This window comes from Luteimonas sp. A649, assembly GCF_054072735.1.
On sequence record NZ_JBSVRQ010000001.1, the window covers coordinates 335352 to 355603 of the forward strand.

A 20252-nucleotide genomic window follows, 5' to 3' on the forward strand; every position below is an offset into this window, starting at 1 on the left:
ACCCGCCGGGTCGCCCTTTTTTCTGCGCGACGTATCGGCAGGCACAAAAAAAGTGGCCCCGTTTCCGGGGCCACTTCCTGAATCAGCTTCCTATCAGAAGCGCTGCATGTATTCCATGTAGATGTAGCGGCTGTCCGGAATGTCGTACTGCGGGTCGAACGAGTTCGCGAAGGCCACCTGCGAGTACGGCGCGCTCTTCTTGAAGATGTTGTTCACGCCGAGCTTGACGGTACCGTTCCACGGCAGTGCATAGCGAGCCTGCATGTCGTGATAAGTGGTCGCCGACAGGCGGTTCCGCGGGGCGAACTGGGGTGAGCCGTCGGGACCGTCGATATAACGATCCTCATTCGAGCACATGCCGTAACCGGGATACAAGCACTCCTCGACCACGCCCGAGTAGTAACGGGTGGACCAGGTCGCGCCGAAATCACCATAGTTCCAGTCAAGCGAAGCGTTGGCACGCAGGCGCCACGTCGGATCGCGGTCGTTGTAGATACCAATGAGGTTCTCGACCTCGGCGCCCGGCAGCGACTGGAGGTCCCACTTGCTCATGTAGCTGCTGTCGAAGTTCAGGGCGAACTGGCCGAACGAGGTTTCCGGCAGGCGGTAACGCACGTTGAAGTCCCAGCCTTCGACTTCGATGGACGCCACGTTCTGCGGCACCAGCAGCATGTCGGTGATCACGCCCTGGTTCGGGCCCGCGGCAGTGTCGCGGACGATCATGTCGCAGAACTGCTGGTTACCGAGGCCGTAGCACTGGTCGAGGATTTCGGTCGTGCTCGGCGTGGAGATCGCATTCGTGATCTCGATGTTCCACCAGTCAAGCGAAATGTCCAGGCCGTCCACGAAGTTGGGGCTGTACACGAGGCCCAGCGTGACGGACTCCGACTCTTCCGGACCGACATCGGCGTTGCCGCCGAAGGTGAACGGGAAGATCGTCTGCCCGCCGTAACCGTTTACGGCGTTGCTGGTGATCTGGAGGTAGTCAACCGGTACGCCCGCCGCGGTGCAGTTCGCCGCGATGGTCGCGTTGTAGCCCGGGAAGTCGACCGAGCAGATGTCGCCGAAGCTCTCGTAGGAGTCCGCGTTGCCGCGGAACAGCGTCTGGACCGGCGGGGCGCGGAAGCCTTCCGACCAGTTGCCGCGGACCAGGAGGTCTTCGATCGGCTTCCACTTGAAGCCCACCTTGCTGTTGGTGGTGTCGCCGAAGTTGCTGTAGTCGGAGTAGCGCGAGGCCAGGCTGAACTCGAGCAGCTGTGCACCCGTGACGCCCGAAAGGACCGGGAGCAGAAGCTCGGCATAGACCTCGTCGAGGTCGTACGAACCGGAGGTCGGCAGGCGCGAGTTGCCCGAGGTGTAGCCTGCGGCCACGAAGGCGTCGGGACGGTCGAAGCCGCTTTCCTTGCGCGATTCGATACCTGCCGCGAACGCCATCATGCCGCCCGGCAGTTCGACGATCTCGCCGCTGATGTTGGCGGTGAAGCTCTCGCTGCGGTTCTGGAAGGTGTCGTTGGCGGTGAACAGGATGAAGTCGAGCATCTCCTGGGTCACGCCGCCAGCCGGGCTCAGCGGGTTGAACGGCACGCAGCCGTCGATCACCGCACCCGGTGCACCGCACTTGATCACGCCATCGGTGTCCATGAACGACGGACCGACGCCGAGCGCCACGTTGAGCATGTTGGCGTCGCCGATCTGGGCGTCGTGCTGGTCGGACTTGTTGAAGTTGTAACCGACGTCCCAGTTGAAGAAGCGGTCACCCAGCTCGAACGCGCCCTCGAAGCCCACATAGGTGTGGATCGTCTTGACGTCCTGCTCGTAGTAGCGCGCCTGCTCGGTGAGGCGATGGCTCCAGTGCAGGTCGCGGCCGTCACCGCCATGCGCGACGTTATAGGGGTTGAAGTAGCTCTCACCGCTCATCACGGTGTCCGCCGGGTTGCCGAGCAGCGGGCCGCCGCTCAGCGGGAAGCCCGCAAGCTGCTGGGCCGAGCGACGCTCGTTGTACATGGCGTCGGCGCGGAAGCTGACGTTGTCGGTGATGTCGTAGCGACCCTTGAGGAACATCGAGGTGCGCGTCTGCGGAGTCAGCAGGTAGTTGTCCTGCGCGTAGTTGTACGCATGCTCGGCCGCGGTGAACGGGACGAACTGGTCCAGTGCGTAGCGGCCGTTGGTCGGCGTGGCGCTGCCGTCGACGACCAGGTTGGGCGCGCCGGCACGGATACGGCCGTGGTTGGACGTGCCGCTGTACATGTCGCTGCCCAGGCCAAACACGGGATCACGCGACAGCTCGCGGTCGCGTGCCATGACGGCCTCTTCCTCGACGCGCGACAGGCTGATGACCACGTTGCCGCGCTCGCCGCTTACGCCCACGGTCGCGTCGACCGAGGTGCGCTCGCCGTCGCCCTGGTTGAACTGGCCGATGTGGGTGCGGAACTCGGCGCCTTCGAAGTTGTCGCGGGTGATGATGTTCACCACGCCGGCGATGGCGTCGGAACCGTAGATCGCGGACGCGCCGTCCTTCAGGACTTCGATGCGCTCGATGACGGCCGCGGGGATGGTATTGAGGTCGACCGAGCCGGTCAGGGTGGAGACCCAGCGACGACCGTCAACGAGCACCAGGGTGCGCGAGGAGCCGAGGTTGCGCAGCGAGATCTCCGAAGAGCCGTCGCCGCCGTTGTTGAAGGAGCGGTTGATGCCGGCGCCGTTGGCCGAGATGCGCGAAAGCACTTCGGCAACCGAGGTCAGGCCCTGCTTTTCGATCTCGGCGCGATCCAGCACCAGGACCGGCTGCGAGGTTTCGGCATCGACCGAACGAATGCGCGAACCGGTGACCTCGATGCGATCGAGGGTGGTCGCCTGCTGCCCGGAATCCTGGGCGAACGCGACGCCGGTACCGGCGATGCCGGCACCGCCCGCGACCAGTGCGATCAGCACCGCGTCACGGAGTTGGGTGGTCTTGAACGTCATCTCTCTCTCCAAGTGAGTCTTGGGTAAATCCCATGGGAACCCCACCGGTGGAGTCAAAGCAGACGCCAAGGCCGGCAGGGCCGTCGCCGATAGTAGCCCTGCCGAAGCGAAAATTAAAGTGTTGTTAAAAAATGCGGCCCGCGTCACGGGAACCCGCATGAATCAAGGACTTAGAGGTCCTGTTCGTACCGGATATAGGGCACGGTGCCCTCGTCGTCACGCCCGTTGACGTTCGGGGCGAACGGATTCCGGCCCCGCGTGACGAGATTGTCGGCGCCCACGGTGAGCTGTCCGCTCCAGGGCGTACGCCAGGTCAGGCCCAGTCCGAGGCCTTCCCACTTGGGCTGGCCGGGGGTTTCCACGACCTGGCCGACGATGCTGGCGCCAAAGCGCCCATAGCCGCCGCCGATCGACAGGCTGTGCGAGGTCCAGGCATCGCCGATGCCGAGGTTCGTGGCTTCGGCGGGGGTCACCAACGTGGCCTTGGCCACGGTGCCGGCGATGGCGACCATGCCCTCGCGGCCGATATTGTGCTGCGCAAACACGGTCAGGTCGTTGAGGTCGACGGTGGCGCCCGTGCCCCGGGTGCCCGGGGTGAGCCAGCCGGGGAGCGTGCCGCTGCCGCTGCCGGCACTGAGGCCCAGCCGGGTGTTCCGGCCGGCCTTGAAGGCTGCCGTGCCGCTGGCATGCGTGCCGCCTTCGTCTTCGAAGCTGGCGAGCATGCAGTTGTTGGCGAGGTTGCCCAGCGCGCTGGCAAGGCCCGACTTGCGGTCGCAGAACACGCCCAGCGAATTGCCCGCGTCGATCCCGAAAGCGGCGTCGAGGGCGTTGCTGCCGAAGCCCGGAGCGGAGCCGGGGTCGGCCGCCTCGAGCAGGAGCAGGGCCTCGATCTTGCCGCTGGACTGGTTCCACACCGGCAGCACGGCCTGGTCGCGTTTACCGCCCTGCAATGACTGTGCATGCGCGCCCGTGGCCACGCCGAGGGCGAGGGCGAGCGACAGTGACAGTTGTGCAAGGCGCGACTTCATGGCGTGCCGATAGACCCCCAGGCTGAGGCGGAAGTTCCGCCCCGATCATGGCTTGGACTCTAGTGGATTTATATTTCCTTAACAATCCCCTCCACGCTACTGCAGTCCCGTGGGGGCCTCCATTGGGCGCTGCGCCGAAGTGAAGAGGGCGTGTATGGCCCCGGCATCGAACGCATAGCCCTGTCCGCAGAATTCGCATCGCACGGTGGCCGTGCCTTCAACCAACGCGGCTTCCGCCTCGTCCCGGCCCAGCGAGGCCAGCATCGCCTCAACCCGCCCGCGCGAGCACGAGCAGGCAAAGGACAGCGCGCGGCCGCCCAGCAGCTCCGGCGACTCCTCGTGGAACAGCCGGTGCAGCAGCGTCGATCCCGCAGTGGCCATCAGTTCGCCGGCATCAAGGGTGGAAAACAGCGCGCTGGCGCGGATCCAGCCGTCGTCATCGCCCGCATCGGCCGGGAGCTTCTGCAGCATTAGGCCGGTGGCGTGGTCCTCGCCGGCCGCCAGCAGGATCCGCGTGGGCAGCTGCTCGGACTGGGTGAAGTAGCTCTCGAAGGCAGCGGCCAGTGCCGGGGCGTCCAGCGGAACAAGGCCCTGGTAGCGCGCGGCATCGCGGCTGCCGATGCCCGGATTCTCGATCGTGATCGCGAGCAGGGCGTCGGCGCCGAGGTCCTGGAGCGCGGCGATGTCGCCGGCACCTTCGGCCATCCGCGCAATGCCGCGCAGGGTGCCCGCCGCGGTGCATTCGGCGAACAGGGTGCGCAGCGCGCCCTCGCCGCGCAGCTGCACCGACAGCCGGCCGTCCACCTTGACGTGGCCCGTGAACAGCGCCGACGCCACCGCGGCCTCGCCGAGCAGGCCGCGCACCACCGGCGGGTAGTCGTCGCTGGATGCGATCCGGCGCCAGGTGTCGTCCAGGTGGACGTGCACGCCGCGCACCCCGGCGCGCGGCAGCAGGAAGCGGGTCAGGAAGTCATGGCTTTCGGTGGAAGCGGTCATGCGGAATCCGGTTGCGATTGTGGCGGGCGCCGGCGGCTGGATAATCAGCGTAACGGCCCGCGTGTGGGCGAACGATGGAGATGGGGATGGCGCGTGGCAGGAACAAGGACGCGGAACCGGCGTCGCCACCGGCCCCGCGGCGTCGGCGCAGTCGCTGGCACTGGCTGTGGAAGCTGCCGCTGCTGCTGGCGTTGCTGAGCATCGCGCAGGTGCTGGTGCTGCGTTTCGTCGATCCGCCGTTCTCGTCGTTCATGGCCATCCGCCAGGTCGAGGCCTTGCGCGCGGGTGATGCCGGCTTCCGGATCGCTTACGACTGGCGTGACCTGGACCGGATCGCGCCCTCGCTGCCGCTGGCGGCGGTGGCTGCCGAGGACCAGAACTTCGCCCGTCACCGCGGTTTCGACCTCGAGGCCATCGAGCGCGCGCTGGAGCACAACTCGGAGGGCAAGCGCATCCGGGGTGGCAGCACGATCAGCCAGCAGCTGGCGAAAAACCTGTTCCTGTGGAGCGGGCGCAGCTGGGTGCGCAAGGGCGCCGAGGCCTGGTACACGCTGTGGATCGAACTGCTGTGGCCGAAGCAGCGCATCCTCGAGGTCTACGTCAACGTGGCCGAGTTCGGCGACGGCATCTACGGTGCGCAGGCCGCGGCGCGCAGCTACTGGGGCAAGGACGCGGATGCCCTGTCCAACAGCGAGTGCGCGCGCCTGGCCGCGGTGTTGCCGAGCCCACGACGCTACAGCGCGCACCGTCCGGGGCCCTATGTGCAGCGGCGCGTGCAGTGGATCGAGCGGAACATGCGTAACCTCGGCGGTGCGGCCTGGCTGGACGGCCTGGAATGAAGGTGGCTGGAGCGCCGCCGTCGCGCGATAGGATGAGGGCATGACCCGCGATCGACTGACCGTGGTGGTGGCGGCCTTCAACGAGGCCCAGTCGCTGCCGGAGCTGCACCGCCGCCTGGGCGCCGTGCTTGCAGGGCTGGCCAGCGAAGGCGGCGTGGACGGCGGCGTGCTGTATGTGGACGACGGCAGTACCGATGCCACCTGGACGGTCTTGCGGGACCTGGCCACCGCCGACCCGCGGGTGTCGCTGCTGCGCCTGTCGCGCAACTTCGGCAAGGAGGCCGCGCTGACGGCGGGCCTGGACCGGGTCGTTGAAGGCGCGGCGCTGATCCTGGATGCCGACGGCCAGGATCCGCCCGAGCTGATCCCGCGGTTCGTCGCGCGCTGGCGCGAGGGGTATGACGACGTCCACGGCACGCGCCAGGCGCGCGAGGGCGAGGGCTGGTTCAAGCGCGCGTCCGCGCACGCCTTCTACCGTGTGATGCAGCGGCTGTCGAAAACGCCGATGCCCACCGACACCGGCGACTTCCGCCTGTTGTCGCCGCGCGCGCTCGCCGCACTGCGGGAACTGCGCGAGCGGCACCGCTTCATGAAGGGCCTGTTCGGCTGGATCGGCTTCAATCGCGTGAGCGTTCCGTATCGCCGTGAACCGCGCTTGGCCGGCAGCAGCAAGTTCAACGCCTGGCGGCTGTGGAACTTCGCACTCGAAGGCATCACCAGCTTTTCCACCGCGCCGCTGCGGCTGGCGACCTACCTTGGCGTCGCCACCGCGGTCGTGGCGTTCGCGTATGGCCTGTGGATCATCCTCAAGGCCCTGTTCTGGGGAGACCCGGTGGCGGGCTGGCCGACGATGATGTCGGTGATCCTGTTCCTGGGCGGCGTGCAGCTGATGGCGCTCGGGCTGATCGGTGAATACCTCGGCCGGCTTTACGAAGAGTCCAAGCAGCGGCCGCTGTACGTGGTCGACACCTGGTCGCCGGCCGAAGGGGTATGCTCGGCCATGCCACCCACGATCGAGCGAGGCCGCGATGCGCACGGTGAGGCAGCTGCTGGAGTCCAAGGGTCCTGAAGTCCACGCGATCGGTCCGGATGCGGCGGTGATCGACGCCATCCGGCTGATGGCCGAGAAGGGCATCGGCGCACTGGTGGTGCTTGAACCTGGAGGGCGTCTTGCCGGCATGGTCTCCGAACGCGACTACGCGCGGAAGATCGTGCTCGACGGACGCTCGTCGAAGGAAACACCGGTCCGCGACATCATGACCGCCGACATCGTCACCGTCGGCCTGGATGATGTCGCACCTGCGTGCATGCAACTGGTTACCGAACGGCGTGTCCGCCATCTGCCCGTCGTCGCCGATGGCCGGGTGGTGGGCCTGGTCTCCATCGGCGACCTGGTCAAGGCGGTGATCGAGGAGCAGCAGTACGAGCTCGACCAGCTGCAGCGCTACATCACCTCCTGAACCCGCAGGTCACTGCGCGTACTGCCCACCGCAGTCGCTGTCTTCGCCCGGTCCCAGTTCCAGCGTGGCCAGGAGCGCCGCGGGCGGCGCGATGCTCGCCAGCGTCAGCGCGATCGCGCCGCGCAGGCCGAGGCGCCCCATGTCCGGCCGGAAGCCCGGGTCGCGGAAGCTGCCGTCGACCACCAGCGGTGAACGCAGCGCGAGGATGCTCCGGTCCTTGGGCCGCGGCTTGAGCACGAGGTCCAGTTGCTCTTCGTCGAGGTCGACCGTACCTTCGCCGATGATGATCGTGTCCGAGGTATCGAAGGCGAGTGCGCGCGCGGTCATCACGCCATCGGCGATCACGAAGTCGCCGAACGCGCAGCGGATCGCCACCTTGCGGTCCTTGCCGAGCAGGAACCTGAGCGCCTCGAAGATATCGAGGCCGGCGAGTTCGAGCAGCAGGTTGCTGACTTCGCCACGGCCCATGCCGAGCACGGCTTCGCCGTCGGCGCTGCCGAGCATGCGCGCGATCGAATTGCCGCTGCCGGCGATGTCGATGTCGCCGCTGATCCGCCCGACCGCATCGTCGGTGAGCGCCGAGTCGGGAAACAGCCGGCCCAGTTCGAGCCCGCGCGCGCGGATGGCGGCATCGGTGCGGATCGCTTCCTGGCGCGCGTCCATGCGGATCGTGGATCGCACGCGGCCGCCGGCCACGCCGAAGTCCAGCGGCTCAAGCCGCAGCAGGCCGGCCTCGAGCAGGATGTGCGCGTCCATGTCGTCCAGCGGCCAGCCCGGCGCTTCGATGCGCTGTGCCTTCCAGCGCACGTCGGCGTCCATGGTGCGCAGCTTGTGCAGGTCGTACGGTGTGTCGGGGAGCAGGCGGTCGGCGGCGGTGTACTCGCTGGCTTCGGCTTCGAGCTCGGCGCTGCCGGTCTCGCCGGCACCGCTCTCCGGCGCGGCTCCGACGAAGCCGGCGAGGTCGTCGAAGTCGAGCAGGTCGGAGTGGAGGTCGCCCTCGAACAGCAGGCGTTCGCGGCCTGTGGTGATGGTGGCCGTGCCGGCGAGATCACTGTCGCCGACCTTGCCGCTGAAGCCCTCGTAGCGCCACACGGCGTCCTCGCGGACGAGGCGGCCGTCGAGTTCGTAAGGCGGCGTGTTCGGCAGTGCGATCCCGAGCAGCGGATAGAGATCCTCGAGGTCCTTGCCGGACAGTGCCATCTGTACGTCGAACGCAGTCAAGCCGAGCAGGCGGGTGATGGCGCCACGGGCATGCGCGCGGGTTGCGCCGGCGGATGCCTTCAGGTCGACCGCGTAGGGCGTCCCGGTGTCGCGCAACTCCAGCGGGGAAGCGACGGCACCCGACACCTTGAAGGCTTCGCCGCGCCAGTGGCCGTCACCGCTCAGCGCAAGCGGGCGCAGCGACGGATCGTCGGTGTCTTCACTGGCGACGGAGAGGTCCACGTCGGTCTCGTGCGCGGCGTCGACGAAGCGCAGGCGGCCCGTATCGACCTGCAGGTGGTCGATGCGCGGCCCATCGCCATCGCCCGACATGCCGTCGAAGCGCCAATTGCCGCCGTCGTCGCCGGCTTCCAGCAGGACATCGGGACGCGAGAGGCGAAGTTCCGGAATGTGGATGCGGCCGGCCAGCAGCGGCAGCAGCCGGACGTGCAGCTCGAGCGTATCGGCGCTGGCCATCTCCGGCGTGTCGGACCAGCCGGCGTTGCCGAGCATCAGCCGGTCGGCACGGATCACGGCGGTGCGGCCCAGGTCGACGTGCAGGTCGCCACCGATGTCGAAGCTGCGGCCGGTGCGGGCGGTGACGATGCGTTCGACCGGGCCCCGGAACCAGTTCCAGTCCCACAGCAGCACCAGGGCCAGCAGGCCCACGCCGACGATGGCCACCGCCGTGCGCCAGGGATGGGCGTGTACGGCAACAACGGCCTTGCGATAGGGCGTGTCGTGCGGCGGGACATCCGTCGGCATTCGCCGGCTCCGGGTGCGGGTGCGATGTCCAGCCTCTACCGGGCCCGGTCAAACCGCAGTGAATGCGTTCCGGGGTGTTCAGGCGTTCAACGTCACCTGCGCCATCACGGCGACGTAATGGCAGACGCTGCCGGCGATGCAGAACAGGTGCCAGATCGCGTGCGAGTAAGGGATCGACTCGCGGTGATAGAAGATCGTGCCCAGCGTGTAGAGCACGCCGCCCGCGACCAGCCAGCCGAAGGTCCAGGCATCAAGCGCGGCCAGGACGGGCTTGATCGCCACCAGCACCAGCCAGCCCATGGCCACGTAGACCAGCGTGGACAGGCGCTTGAAACGCCCGGTGTAGAACAGCTTGAACACCACGCCGGCCAGGGCCAGCGACCAGATCGCGACGAACAGGCTCCAGCCCCACGGTCCGCGCAGGCCAATCAGGGTGAAGGGCGTATAGGTGCCGGCGATCAGCAGGTAGATCGCGCAGTGGTCGAGGACTTTCAGCCGGCCCTTGAGCACCGGGTGCTCGAAGGAGTGGTAGAGCGTGGACGCGAGATAGAGCAGCAGCAGGGACACGCCGAACACGATCGCCGCGCCCAGCTGCCAGCCGTTGCCATGCAGCGCGGCCAGCGTGATCAGTACCGCGCCGCCGGCGAGCGCCGCGGCGGCGCCCAGGCCATGGGTCAACGCGCTTGCGAGCTCTTCGCGCTTCGCGCGCAGGTTCATGGTCGACACGATGGAATCCCGGGGGAGAAGCCGGATCGATGATGCCATGCGTGGCTTGTCGGCGCCTCAGTCGTACCGCAGAAGCTTCTTGCCACGGATTCACGCGGATAAAGGCGGATTTACGCGGATAGGACAAGAGCATTTTTTTAGCCACGGATCAGCGCGGATTACGCGGATCTGGCTGGGGCACTTCTGCTGCAGGCCGCGGGATAGGAGTGGGTCAGCGCAAGGAGCAACTCAAAGCCTTGGCTTGATCCGCGTAAACCCGCGCCAATCCGCGTCATCCGCGGCAAAAAACGCTCTTCCTCCGCCCCGCCAGAACCTCAGCCCGCGCCTTGGGTGTGGACCTGTTCGCGGGTGGCGTCGAAGCGGACGTCGGGCCAGCGTTCCTGGGCCAGCTGCAGGTTGACCCGGGTCGGGGCCAGGTAGACCAGTTCGCCAGCGGCATCAATGCCGAGGTTGGGGGCGTTCTTCTCGCGGAACTCTTCGAGCTTCTTTTCGCTGTCGCAGTGCACCCAGCGCGTGGTGACGACGCCCACGGGTTCGAAGATCGCGTCCACGCCGTACTCGGCCTTGAGCCGGTAGGCGGCGACGTCGAACTGCAGCACGCCGACCGCGCCCAGGATCAGGTCGTTCGACATCAAAGGCCGGAAGAACTGGGTCGCGCCTTCTTCAGACAGCTGCGCCAGGCCCTTCTGCAGCTGCTTGAGCTTCAGCGGGTCGCGCAGGCGCGCGCGCCGGAACAGCTCGGGCGCGAAGTTGGGGATGCCGGTGAAGGCGAACTGCTCGCCCTCGGTGAAGGTGTCGCCGATCGAGATCGTGCCGTGGTTGTGGATGCCGATCACGTCGCCCGGATACGCCTCGGCTGCGATCTCGCGGTCGCTGGCCATGAAGGTCAGCGCGTTGGCGAGCTTCATGTCCTTGCCGGTGCGCACGTGGAAGGTCTTCATGCCGGCTTCGAAGCGGCCCGAGCACACGCGCATGAAGGCGACGCGGTCGCGGTGCTGCGGATCCATGTTCGCCTGGATCTTGAACACGAAGCCGGTGAGCTTCGATTCTTCGGGCGCAACGACGCGGCTGGTGGTGGCGCGCGGCTGCGGCGAGGGCGCGTGGCGCACGAAGAAGTCGAGCAGCGGCTGCACGCCGAAGTTGTTGACCGCCGAACCGAAGAACACCGGGGTCTGCCGCGCGGCCAGGTATTCGTCGACGTCGAAGGCGTGGCTCGCGCCCTGCACCAGTTCCAGTTCGTCGCGCAGCGAGGCCAGCATGTCGGCGCCGATGCGCGCTTCCAGGGCGGGGTCGTCGATCGAGGGGAAGATGGTCGAGTCCTGGCGGGTGAAGTTGCGGCCCTGTTCGTACAGGTGCACTTCCCCGGTGATCAGGTGTACGACGCCCTTCAGGCGCTTGCCCATGCCGATCGGCCAGGTCACCGGCGCGCACTGGATGCCGAGCACGCTCTCGACCTCGTCGAGCAGTTCGATCGGCTCGCGCCCCTCGCGGTCGAGCTTGTTGATGAAGGTCATGATCGGCGTGTCGCGCATGCGGCACACCTCCATCAGCTTGATGGTCCGTTCCTCCACGCCCTTGGCGACGTCGATCACCATCAGCGCGCTGTCCACCGCGGTCAGCACGCGATAGGTGTCCTCGCCGAAGTCGGCGTGGCCGGGCGTGTCGAGCAGGTTGATGATGTGCCCGTCATAGGGGAACTGCATCACCGAGCTGGTGACCGAGATCCCGCGCTCCTGCTCCAGCTTCATCCAGTCGGACGTGGCATGGCGCGCCGCCTTGCGACCCTTCACCGACCCGGCCATCTGGATCGCACCGCCAAACAGCAGCAGCTTTTCGGTCAGCGTGGTCTTGCCGGCGTCGGGATGCGAAATGATCGCGAACGTACGGCGGCGGGCGGCTTCACTGGAAACGTCAGGCATGGCGATACGCGCCTTGCTGGCGCCAGTAGTGGGCGGGAAGCCGGCAATTATACGGGGGCGGCGGGTATCGAAAGAGCATTTTTGCCACGAATGACGCGGATCCGCGCGGATTCACGCGGATCAAGCTGGGAAAGAGGGGTAGGGCGCACTGATCCGGCTGGCCTCGGCCCGATCCGCGTAATCCGCGTAGATCAGTGGCTGAAAAGCTCTTTGTTCCATCCGCGTCCATCCGCGTAGATCCGTGGCTGAAAAATGCTTTTGGCCTATCCGTGCAAATTCGCGGGTATCCGCGTAAATCCGTGGCAAAAACGCCCTCGCCCTACTGCTCGACCCCCGCCACAGCCTCGGTAAATCGCAGGATCCCGCCCGGACCGAACATCTTGAAGGGCAGCGACGCCAGGCGCAGGCCGCGGTTGGCCTGGACCACGAAGTGCAGGTGCGGGCCGCCGCTGTAGCCGGTGCTGCCCGAGGTGCCGATGTGCTGGCCGCGGCGCACGCGCTCGCCCTGGCGGACCTGCACGCCACCCGGCGCCAGGTGTGCATAAACGGCCATGGTGCCGTCGCCGTGGAGGATGCGAATGAAGTTGGCGCGGTCGATGTCGTCGGGCGAGGCCATGCCGCCCCGGGTGAAGCGCGCCTCGACCTGCATCACCACGCCGTCGCGTGCGGCCAGCACGGGCGTACCTTCGGGCACCGCGAAATCCACTGCATGCCGGTTTTCGTCGTCGCGGTGGCTGACACCGCCGCCCCAGCCCTGCCCGATGCGCAGCGTGCGGGTCGCCAGGGGCCAGGCGTACTCGACGTCCAGTGGTCGCGCGCCCGGATGCCCGGGAACGACTTCAAGCAGCAGCTGCGCATCGCTGCGGTCGACGCGCGCGACCAGGACCCGGGCAAGCGCCGGAACCGTGGCGCGCGCGGGCAGTGCGGGGCGTGCCGCCGGCGTCGGTCCGCGGGCGCGCAGCACGACTTCGATCGGCCCGGACAGGAGGTTTTCCGCCCAGGCCTCGGGGCCATGGCCACGATCGACGACATCCAGTCGCGCCAGGGGCGCAGGCCCGGCATGTCCATGCTGCTGCTGCGGACCCTCCGCGTGTGCCACGCCGACCGCGGCGATCCACGCAAGCACGATGGCGGCGGAACGCATGCGCATCGTCAGTGCAGGCAGGCGGGATCCAGGCCCAAGGCTACGACGATGTCGCGCAGGTCGAAGGCCGACATTGCGCGGTCGTCATGCACCGCGTACAGCACGCCGCCCGGGAAGCGTGGCGTGGCGGCCGCGTGCAGGGCGATGCCGTCGGTGCGCGCAGTGACCTCGCCGTGGAAGCTGCCCACCGGTGACAGGTCGGCGCGGTCGAAGAGGTGGAACCAGGTCAGCGGCGCCTGCTGGTCGACCGCCAGCCAGTAGCCTCCCGTGGCGCTGCAGGCCCAGAGCACCACGCCCTCGGCCTCGCCGGTGAAGGTGCCTTCGGGCAGGCTGCGGCCGGTCCAGCGGCCGTCGAACCCGTAGACATGCAGGTTGGACGGGCTGGCCTTGTCTTCTTCCGCGACCAGGAGGCGGTCGTGGGCCGGGTCGCCGGCGATGGACTCGACCATGTTCAGGCGGGCGGGCCCCTCGGTTTCACCGAAGGAACCGAGATAGGCGGCATCGAGGTGGCCCTGGTCGTCGAAGCGCAGGCGGTAACGGCGCACGCGCTGTGAAAGCTCTTCCGCCGGCGGCACCACGTCGTAGCGTTCGCCGTACATGAAGCTGTCGGTGACGAAGGCCTCGAGCTCGCCCGGCGCGGACTCGTGCAGCCAGATGCCGTAGGGGCTGCGCAGCTCGTCGGAGCCGAAGATCGCCTGGGGTGCGAAGTCGGGCAGCGACAGCAGCTGTACGCGATGGTTGTCGCGTTCGACCACGAACAGCAGGTCGCCGAACACCGTCAGGCCGTTGGGACGGTTGAATTCGCCCGGCGCCTTGCCGCGCGTGCCGATGCTGCGCAAAGGCTCGCCGCTGTCGCCATCGAACAGCGAAAGGCGATGGGTGGACTTGCCGGTGGCCAGCAGCCAGGTGCGGCCGTCGGCGTCCACCCAGGTGGCGACGGAGTCCAGCTCCTCGCCGCGGACATCGGGCGAGATCCAGGCTTCGGCGACCAGGCTCGATGGGGCTGCATCGGCCCCGGCCGTGGATGGCGGCGCCGAACGTGGAGCAGTGGCACAGGCGGTGAGGAGCAGGGCGAGCGCGCCCGCAACGAGAGTTTTCGACATGGCGCGATTATGCGGTGGCGAGGCGGGTCCCCGCACTGTGACCGATTTATATCGCTTCATCCGCATGAAGCGATTGACAGCGGTCGGGCGCGCTGCCAAGCTGCCGCCATCCATCGAGACCGGCTGAGGGACAGGCCCGACGAAGCCGGGGCAACTGGATGGGGCGCAAGCCCCGTCCGCCGTGCCAAGTCCTGCGGGGACCTGTGCGTCCACCGGAAGATGGTTGCGGATCGCCTCGCGGCGGTCCGTCGCGTATCGCCGTGGTCGCGCGGCGCTACCCGTCTTCCGGCATGCCCCGCGGCATCGATGGCCTTGTCCCTTTCCCGGATATCGCCATGAGCCTCGAAGACCGCGTCGCCGCTGCAGCCCCTCTGGCCGCACCGTTCCCTTCCACCTGCGAACCGCAGGTTGCCGCAGCCATCTGTCCGGCAGCCGGCCATGCATCCGTGCGCGGCGACATCGATGTCGTGCTGCCCATGCGCTACGCCGGCGCGCGTCGACTACGCCTGGCCTGGGAGCTGAGTGGTCCGGACGGGGCGCCGGTGGTGCTGGTTTCGGGCGGGATATCGGCTGGCCGCCACCTTGCCGCCAATGCATCGCTGCCCGGCCGCGGCTGGGCCGAAGCCGTGGTCGGGAGTGGCCGCGCGCTGGATCCCTCCCGTCTGCGCCTGCTCGCCTTCGACCATGTCGGCGCCGACGGCACGCTGGACGCGGTGATCGACACCGCCGACCAGGCCGATGCCGCGGCGGTGCTGCTCGATACGCTGGGCATCGCGCGCCTGCATGCCTTTGTCGGCTATTCCTACGGTGCGGCAGTGGCGCTGCAGTTCGCGGCGCGCCATCGTGCGCGGCTCGAAAGACTGGTGGTGGTCAGCGGGGCGCACCGCGCGCATCCCTGGGCCGCGGCCTGGCGCGCGCTGCAGCGCAAGGCGGTGGCGCTGGGCGAGCTGCAGTGCGCTGGCGACCAGGGTCTTTCGCTGGCCCGGCAGTTCGCGATGCTGGGCTATCGCAGCGGAGAGGGGTTCGCCGCGCGCTTCGATGCGCCTGCGGAGGTCGCCAACGGACGCGTGCGCGTCGCGGCCGAAGACTACCTGGACGCGGCGGGTGCGCGCTTCGTTGCCAGGACACCCGTGCTGGCCTGGCAGCGGCTGTCGGAATCGCTCGACCTGCATCGCGTGGACCCGGCCCAGGTGAAGGCGCCCACCACCGTGGTCGCGGTGGAAGGCGATCCGCTGGTCCCGCTGTCGGAGGCGGTGGCCTTGGTGGAGGGGCTGGGCGGCCGCGCCACCCTGCGCGTGCTGCGTTCGCCGCATGGCCACGATGCCTTCCTCAAGGACGACGGCCGCGTCGACGCCATCCTTCGCGCTGCGCTGGCCGCGGAGGTGGCGGCATGAGCGCGCCCGCAGCCGGCCATGCCACCGCCACGCTTGCAGTGCGTGCGGGCATCGACCGCGACGAGGCCTTCGGCGCCGTGGTGCCGCCGCTGGTGCTGTCGTCGAACTTCAGCTTCGACGGCATCGGCGGCAAGCGCGAGTACGACTACACGCGCAGCGGCAATCCGACCCGGGACCTGCTCGGCGAAGCGCTGGCAGGCCTCGAAGGCGGTGCAGGCGGCGTGGTGACCTCCAGCGGCATGGCGGCGATCGCGCTGCTGCTGCATGCGCTGCTCGAGCCCGGAGAGCGCCTGGTGGTGCCGCATGATGCCTATGGCGGCAGCTGGCGGCTGTTCGACGCGCTGGCGCGCAAGGGCCACTTCGAACTCGTCACCGTCGACCTGACCGATCCGCGCGCGCTGGCCGATGCCCTGGCGACGCAGCCGAAACTGGTGCTGGTCGAGACGCCGTCCAACCCCCTGCTGCGCATCACCGACCTGCGCTTCGTCATCGAAGCGGCGCACCGTGCGGGCGCCCTGGTCGCGGTCGACAACACCTTCCTGTCGCCTGCGCTACAGCGACCGATCGACTTCGGCGCGGATGCGGTGCTGCATTCCACCACCAAGTACATCAACGGTCACAGCGACGTCGTCGGCGGCGCCGTGGTGGCGGCCACCCCGGAGCTGCACGATCGGTTCACCTGGTGGGCGAACGCGCTCGGTATCACCGGCGCGCCTTTCGACAGCTTCCTCACACTGCGCGGCCTGCGCACGCTCGATGCGCGCGTGCGGGTGCACCAGGAAAACGCCGAAGCCGTCGCACGCCAGCTCGATGCGCATCCGGCGGTGGCGACGGTCCATTGGCCGGGGCTGGAGACGCATCCGGGACATGCCGTGGCCGCGCGGCAACAGGCGGGTTTCGGCGCCATGCTGAGCGTGGAGCTGCACGGCGGCGAAGCGGCGGTGCGCGCATTCTTGGACGGGCTGCGCTGCTTCACGCTGGCCGAGTCGCTGGGCGGCGTGGAAAGCCTGGTCGCGCATCCAGCCACGATGACGCATGCAGCGATGACGGCCGAGGCGCGCAAGCGCGCCGGGATTTCCGACGGGCTGCTGCGCCTGTCGATCGGCATTGAATCCTGCGCCGACCTGCAGGCCGACGTGGCCGCGGCGCTGGAGCGCGCGGCCCGCACGCAGGCGCCAGCCGTGCGCAGGCAGGTGGATGCATGAGCGCCGTGGCGCCAGTACCGCTGCATGGACACACCGTCCGGCCGCCTGCGTCGCGTCGCGCGGATCTCGTGCCCCGCTTGGCACTGCTCGGCACCGGCACGGTGGGACGCGCCTTCGTGGCCCGCTGCGAACAGCTGCGCGCGCGGGGCGTTGAGGTTCCGACGTTCGCCTGGCTGACCAATTCGCGCGCGCTGGCCGAGTGCGGCGCGGACCCCGTGGCTGCTCTTGCCCGGGTGAACTCCGCAGCGCCGCGTGACGATGCCTTTGCGCCCTGGGTGCAGGCCGAAGGGCTGCGTCGCGGCGACATCGCCATCGACGCCACCGCAAGCGACCGCGTCGCCGACTGGCATAGCGAGTGGCTCGCGCGCGGCGTGCACGTGGTCAGCGCCAACAAGCTCGGCAACGGTGCCGGGCTGTCACGTGCGCAGGCGATCGTGGAGGCACAGCGGGAGGGCGACGCGCGTTACGGCGACAGCGCCACGGTCGGCGCCGGGCTGCCCTTGCTGCGTTCCATCCGCGCCCTGGTGGCCGGCGGCGACCGGATCAACGCGCTGGAAGGTGTGTTGTCGGGTTCGCTGGCCTGGCTGTTCGACCGTCATGACGCCACGCGACCGTTTTCTGCCCTGGTGCGCGAAGCCCGTGAGGCCGGCTATACCGAACCCGATCCGCGCATCGACCTGTCGGGCGAGGACGTGCGCCGAAAGCTGCTGATCCTCGCGCGTGCAGCCGGATGGCCACTGGAAGCAGGGCAGGTTCGGGTGGATTCGCTGCTGCCCGAAGCACTGGCGGGCGCCGATGCGGCCATGGCCGACGCGCAGTACGGGCTGCTCGATACGCTGCTGGCCGAGCGCTTGGCGCTTGCCAGGCGGGACGGCGCCCGGCTGTGCTTCGTCGGCCGCTTCAGTGATGGCGATGCGGACGTGGGGCTGCGGGCGCTGCCGGCCACGCATCCGCTGTGCGCCGGCGGCGGCACCGACAACCTGGTCGCGATCAGGAGCTGCCGCTACCGCGAGCAGCCACTGGTGATCCGTGGGCCGGGCGCCGGCGCCGAAGTGACGGCGGCAGCCCTGCTCGACGATGTGCTGCGGATCGTGCGCCTCAGCACTCGATGACGTTGACCGCGAGCCCGCCGCGGCTGGTTTCCTTGTACTTGTCCTGCATGTCGCGGCCGGTGTCGCGCATGGTCTTGATGACCTCGTCCAGCGATACCTTGTGCTTGCCGTCGCCGCGCATGGCCATGCGCGAGGCGTTGATCGCCTTCACCGCCCCCATGGCGTTGCGCTCGATGCACGGGATCTGCACCAGGCCCCCGATGGGATCGCAGGTCAGCCCCAGGTTGTGTTCCATGCCGATCTCGGCGGCGTTCTCGATCTGGCTCGGGCTGCCGCCCAGCGCCGCGGTCAGGCCCGCGGCCGCCATCGAGCAGGCCACGCCGACTTCGCCCTGGCAGCCGACCTCGGCGCCGGAGATGGAGGCGTTTTCCTTGTAGAGGATGCCGACCGCGGCGGCGGTGAGCAGGTAGTCGAACACGCCCTGTTCGTTCGCCCCTTGGCAGAAGCGCTCGTAATAGCGCATCACCGAGGGCAGGATGCCGGCGGCGCCGTTGGTCGGCGCAGTCACCACGCGACCGCCCGCTGCGTTTTCTTCGTTCACCGCCAGCGCGTACAGGTTCACCCAGTCGAGCGTGGTCAGCGGGTCGCGCATGCCGGCTTCCGGGCGCTCGGACAGCTCGGCGTACAGCGCCGGCGCACGGCGTGACACGCGCAGCCCGCCGGGCAGCGTGCCGCCATTGGCGATGCCGCGCTGGATGCACGCCTGCATCGCGTCATGGATCTCGCGCAGGCCCGCACGCACCTCGTCCTCGCTGCGCCACGAGACCTCGTTGGCCATCATCAGCTGGGCGATGCTGAGCCCGTGTTCTTCCGTCTGCGCCAGCAGTTCGTCGCCGCTGTGGAACGGATACGGCACCGGCGTGGTGTCGGCCACGATGCGGTCTTCCGCGGCTTCGTCCTGGTTGACCACGAAGCCACCGCCGACCGAGTAGTAGTCGCGGGTGGCGATCACTTCCTCGTTGGCGTCATACGCGGTGAAGCGCATGCCGTTGGTGTGGTGCGGCAGCTTCTGGCGCTTGTTCATCACCAGGTCGCGCTTTTCGTCGAACGGCACCGGGTGGCGGCCGAGCAGCAGCACCTGCTTGCCGCCCCGGATACGCTCCAGCGCGGCCGGGATGATGTCGGGGTCGATGGTGTTGGGGTGCTGGCCCTCGAATCCCATCAGCACGGCCTTGTCGGTGCCGTGGCCGCGGCCGGTCATCGCCAGCGAGCCGAAGACCTCCGCACGGACCCGGGCGACGTCGCCCAGGCGGCCCGGTTCGTCCAGCCAGTGTTCGACGAAACGCGCCGCGGCGCGCATCGGCCCCACGGTGTGGGACGAGCTCGGACCGATGCCGATCTTGTAGAGGTCGAACGTGCTGACGGCCATGGCATACCGGAAAGGCAGGGTGTATTGCCTATGATAGCGCCCGCCCCGACTCCCAACGCCCGCATGGGCGCAACACTGCCAGGCCTCCGGCGATGCCCTTGATCCTGTTCCAGCGCGATGAATGCCACCTCTGCGATCTCGCTCTCGAGGTGCTGGCCGCGGCGCGCGCGCCCGAGTTCGAGAGCGTGTTCATCGATGGCGACGAGGCGCTGGAAGCGGACTATGGCGAGCGCGTGCCGGTGCTGCGCGACGGGGCCGATGGGCGCGAACTGGCCTGGCCCTTCGATGCCGGCCGGCTGGAGGCATTCCTCGGGCGGTGACCTCCGAGGGCCCCCGCCAGGCCTGGGCGTCTATTGCGTGGCTTCCACCTCGATCCGCACCTCGACCGCGTCCCCGATCATCGAACTCCACGCGCTGCTGCCGAATTCGCCCCGGCTGAGCGTCGCCGTCGCCGAGAATCCCACGGTGTTCCGGAACGGTGGCAGGGGGTGCCGCCGCTCGGCATTGCGCACGGCTTCCAGGACGATTTCGCGGGTCGTGCCACGCATCGTGAGTTCGCCGTGGATGCGGGCGCGGTCGGCATCGAGCGGTTCCACACGCGTGGAGCGGAAGCTGGCGACAGGGTGCCGCCCGGAGTCGAGCAGTCCGCTCGCGGCCACCGCGTGGTTCCAGTCCGCGTTGCCGAAGTCCAGCTGGGACAGCGGGATGTCCGCTGCCACGCGCGCGCCCTCCCAGGAGCCCGGCAGCAGTTGCAGCGTGCCGGTGGTCCCCGACACCGTGCCGATGGCTTTCGAGAATCCGGCGTGGTCGACCGCGATCGCGATGCGCGTGTGCACCGGGTCCAGCGTGTAGGTCCTGGCCTCCGGATGCTGCGCAGGCTCCAGGCTTGCGAGCGCACCGGCGGGCAGTGCGCCGCGGGTCGCCGGCTGCGCACACGCGCCGGCCAGCATGCAGGCTGCGATGAGCACCGCCGCGCGCAGCATTGGCCGATGGAGGATGCTTCGCATGGCGTTCCCAGGGTGCGGCCG

At 68.5% G+C, this 20252-nt stretch carries 17 protein-coding genes and 1 riboswitch; of the genes, 7 read left to right on the forward strand and 10 right to left on the reverse strand.

Translation table 11 applies throughout. The features are described from left to right. Positions 1 to 93: 93 nt before the first annotated feature. From ACW5E8_RS01580 to hslO, 3 genes are all read right to left on the reverse strand, one after another. Positions 94 to 2964 carry a TonB-dependent receptor plug domain-containing protein gene (locus ACW5E8_RS01580; protein WP_456963753.1) on the reverse strand — a complete coding sequence of 957 codons (2871 nt, stop codon included), beginning with the start codon at positions 2962 to 2964 and terminating at the stop codon, positions 94 to 96. Positions 2965 to 3134: 170 nt separating this feature from the next. Then, the gene (locus ACW5E8_RS01585) at positions 3135 to 3992 is read right to left on the reverse strand and encodes an XOO1806 family protein (RefSeq protein ID WP_456963754.1); all 858 of its coding nucleotides are present in this window, start codon (positions 3990 to 3992) and stop codon (positions 3135 to 3137) included. Positions 3993 to 4088: 96 nt separating this feature from the next. Continuing rightward, positions 4089 to 4988 (reverse strand): Hsp33 family molecular chaperone HslO, encoded by a 900-nt coding sequence (gene hslO / locus ACW5E8_RS01590; protein ID WP_456963755.1) that lies wholly within the window; start codon positions 4986 to 4988, stop codon positions 4089 to 4091. Positions 4989 to 5074: 86 nt separating this feature from the next. Between hslO and mtgA the strand changes: the two genes are divergently transcribed. From mtgA to ACW5E8_RS01605, 3 genes are read left to right on the forward strand one after another with little or no spacing between them, the layout of a single operon-like run. Continuing rightward, positions 5075 to 5827, forward strand: a complete 753-nt coding sequence (mtgA, locus tag ACW5E8_RS01595; RefSeq protein WP_456963756.1) for a monofunctional biosynthetic peptidoglycan transglycosylase — start codon at positions 5075 to 5077, stop codon at positions 5825 to 5827. 40 nt (positions 5828 to 5867) lie between these two features. Beyond that, positions 5868 to 6896: a glycosyltransferase family 2 protein gene (locus ACW5E8_RS01600; protein WP_456963757.1), complete on the forward strand. Its 1029-nt coding sequence runs from the start codon at positions 5868 to 5870 to the stop codon at positions 6894 to 6896. Further along, positions 6856 to 7287, forward strand: a complete 432-nt coding sequence (locus ACW5E8_RS01605; protein ID WP_456963758.1) for a CBS domain-containing protein — start codon at positions 6856 to 6858, stop codon at positions 7285 to 7287. Before ACW5E8_RS01600 ends, ACW5E8_RS01605 begins: the two co-directional genes overlap by 41 nt. 9 nt (positions 7288 to 7296) lie before the next feature. Here ACW5E8_RS01605 and ACW5E8_RS01610 read toward each other — a convergent pair whose 3' ends face one another. The 5 genes from ACW5E8_RS01610 to ACW5E8_RS01630 form a co-directional block, all read right to left on the reverse strand. Further along, the gene (locus tag ACW5E8_RS01610; RefSeq protein WP_456963759.1) at positions 7297 to 9252 is read right to left on the reverse strand and encodes an AsmA family protein; all 1956 of its coding nucleotides are present in this window, start codon (positions 9250 to 9252) and stop codon (positions 7297 to 7299) included. 78 nt (positions 9253 to 9330) lie between these two features. Then, positions 9331 to 9969, reverse strand: a complete 639-nt coding sequence (trhA, locus tag ACW5E8_RS01615) for a PAQR family membrane homeostasis protein TrhA (RefSeq protein ID WP_456965205.1) — start codon at positions 9967 to 9969, stop codon at positions 9331 to 9333. Between the two features lie 323 nt (positions 9970 to 10292). Beyond that, positions 10293 to 11897, reverse strand: a complete 1605-nt coding sequence (locus ACW5E8_RS01620) for a peptide chain release factor 3 (RefSeq protein WP_456963760.1) — start codon at positions 11895 to 11897, stop codon at positions 10293 to 10295. A gap of 319 nt (positions 11898 to 12216) precedes the next feature. Then, the gene (locus ACW5E8_RS01625; RefSeq protein ID WP_456963761.1) at positions 12217 to 13041 is read right to left on the reverse strand and encodes a M23 family metallopeptidase; all 825 of its coding nucleotides are present in this window, start codon (positions 13039 to 13041) and stop codon (positions 12217 to 12219) included. Between the two features lie 8 nt (positions 13042 to 13049). Next, complete coding sequence (locus ACW5E8_RS01630) at positions 13050 to 14144, reverse strand: phytase (protein ID WP_456963762.1); 1095 nt, start codon at positions 14142 to 14144, stop codon at positions 13050 to 13052. Positions 14145 to 14251: 107 nt separating this feature from the next. Continuing rightward, a riboswitch (SAM riboswitch) is annotated at positions 14252 to 14370 on the forward strand. A gap of 109 nt (positions 14371 to 14479) precedes the next feature. Here ACW5E8_RS01630 and metX point away from each other — a divergent pair. From metX to ACW5E8_RS01645, 3 genes are read left to right on the forward strand one after another with little or no spacing between them, the layout of a single operon-like run. Beyond that, positions 14480 to 15538, forward strand: coding sequence for a homoserine O-succinyltransferase MetX (gene metX, locus ACW5E8_RS01635; RefSeq protein WP_456963763.1), 1059 nt, complete (start codon positions 14480 to 14482; stop codon positions 15536 to 15538). Continuing rightward, entirely contained in the window at positions 15535 to 16743 is a 1209-nt protein-coding gene (locus ACW5E8_RS01640) for an O-succinylhomoserine (thiol)-lyase (RefSeq protein ID WP_456963764.1), read from the forward strand. Before metX ends, ACW5E8_RS01640 begins: the two co-directional genes overlap by 4 nt. Beyond that, positions 16740 to 17855 carry a homoserine dehydrogenase gene (locus ACW5E8_RS01645; RefSeq protein WP_456963765.1) on the forward strand — a complete coding sequence of 372 codons (1116 nt, stop codon included), beginning with the start codon at positions 16740 to 16742 and terminating at the stop codon, positions 17853 to 17855. Before ACW5E8_RS01640 ends, ACW5E8_RS01645 begins: the two co-directional genes overlap by 4 nt. Here ACW5E8_RS01645 and ACW5E8_RS01650 read toward each other — a convergent pair. Next, the gene (locus ACW5E8_RS01650) at positions 17842 to 19224 is read right to left on the reverse strand and encodes an L-serine ammonia-lyase (protein WP_456963766.1); all 1383 of its coding nucleotides are present in this window, start codon (positions 19222 to 19224) and stop codon (positions 17842 to 17844) included. The genes ACW5E8_RS01645 and ACW5E8_RS01650 overlap by 14 nt on opposite strands. Positions 19225 to 19316: 92 nt before the next feature. Between ACW5E8_RS01650 and ACW5E8_RS01655 the strand changes: the two genes are divergently transcribed. After that, positions 19317 to 19544, forward strand: coding sequence for a glutaredoxin family protein (locus tag ACW5E8_RS01655; RefSeq protein ID WP_456963767.1), 228 nt, complete (start codon positions 19317 to 19319; stop codon positions 19542 to 19544). A 30-nt stretch (positions 19545 to 19574) separates the two neighbouring features. On the opposite strand, the gene ACW5E8_RS01660 is transcribed toward ACW5E8_RS01655, so the two are convergent. After that, a complete protein-coding gene (locus ACW5E8_RS01660) occupies positions 19575 to 20231 on the reverse strand; it encodes a YceI family protein (protein WP_456963768.1) in 657 nt (218 codons plus the stop codon). Positions 20232 to 20252: the final 21 nt, after the last annotated feature.

Coding starts and splice junctions, on each gene's coding strand:
- ACW5E8_RS01580 (WP_456963753.1), bottom strand. CDS start 2,964: ATGACGTTCAAGACCACCCAACTCCGTGACGCGGTGCTGATCGCACTG.
- ACW5E8_RS01585 (WP_456963754.1), bottom strand. CDS start 3,992: ATGAAGTCGCGCCTTGCACAACTGTCACTGTCGCTCGCCCTCGCCCTC.
- hslO (WP_456963755.1), bottom strand. CDS start 4,988: ATGACCGCTTCCACCGAAAGCCATGACTTCCTGACCCGCTTCCTGCTG.
- mtgA (WP_456963756.1), top strand. CDS start 5,075: ATGGCGCGTGGCAGGAACAAGGACGCGGAACCGGCGTCGCCACCGGCC.
- ACW5E8_RS01600 (WP_456963757.1), top strand. CDS start 5,868: ATGACCCGCGATCGACTGACCGTGGTGGTGGCGGCCTTCAACGAGGCC.
- ACW5E8_RS01605 (WP_456963758.1), top strand. CDS start 6,856: ATGCGCACGGTGAGGCAGCTGCTGGAGTCCAAGGGTCCTGAAGTCCAC.
- ACW5E8_RS01610 (WP_456963759.1), bottom strand. CDS start 9,252: ATGCCGACGGATGTCCCGCCGCACGACACGCCCTATCGCAAGGCCGTT.
- trhA (WP_456965205.1), bottom strand. CDS start 9,969: ATGAACCTGCGCGCGAAGCGCGAAGAGCTCGCAAGCGCGTTGACCCAT.
- ACW5E8_RS01620 (WP_456963760.1), bottom strand. CDS start 11,897: ATGCCTGACGTTTCCAGTGAAGCCGCCCGCCGCCGTACGTTCGCGATC.
- ACW5E8_RS01625 (WP_456963761.1), bottom strand. CDS start 13,041: ATGCGTTCCGCCGCCATCGTGCTTGCGTGGATCGCCGCGGTCGGCGTG.
- ACW5E8_RS01630 (WP_456963762.1), bottom strand. CDS start 14,144: ATGTCGAAAACTCTCGTTGCGGGCGCGCTCGCCCTGCTCCTCACCGCC.
- metX (WP_456963763.1), top strand. CDS start 14,480: ATGAGCCTCGAAGACCGCGTCGCCGCTGCAGCCCCTCTGGCCGCACCG.
- ACW5E8_RS01640 (WP_456963764.1), top strand. CDS start 15,535: ATGAGCGCGCCCGCAGCCGGCCATGCCACCGCCACGCTTGCAGTGCGT.
- ACW5E8_RS01645 (WP_456963765.1), top strand. CDS start 16,740: ATGAGCGCCGTGGCGCCAGTACCGCTGCATGGACACACCGTCCGGCCG.
- ACW5E8_RS01650 (WP_456963766.1), bottom strand. CDS start 19,224: ATGGCCGTCAGCACGTTCGACCTCTACAAGATCGGCATCGGTCCGAGC.
- ACW5E8_RS01655 (WP_456963767.1), top strand. CDS start 19,317: ATGCCCTTGATCCTGTTCCAGCGCGATGAATGCCACCTCTGCGATCTC.
- ACW5E8_RS01660 (WP_456963768.1), bottom strand. CDS start 20,231: ATGCGAAGCATCCTCCATCGGCCAATGCTGCGCGCGGCGGTGCTCATC.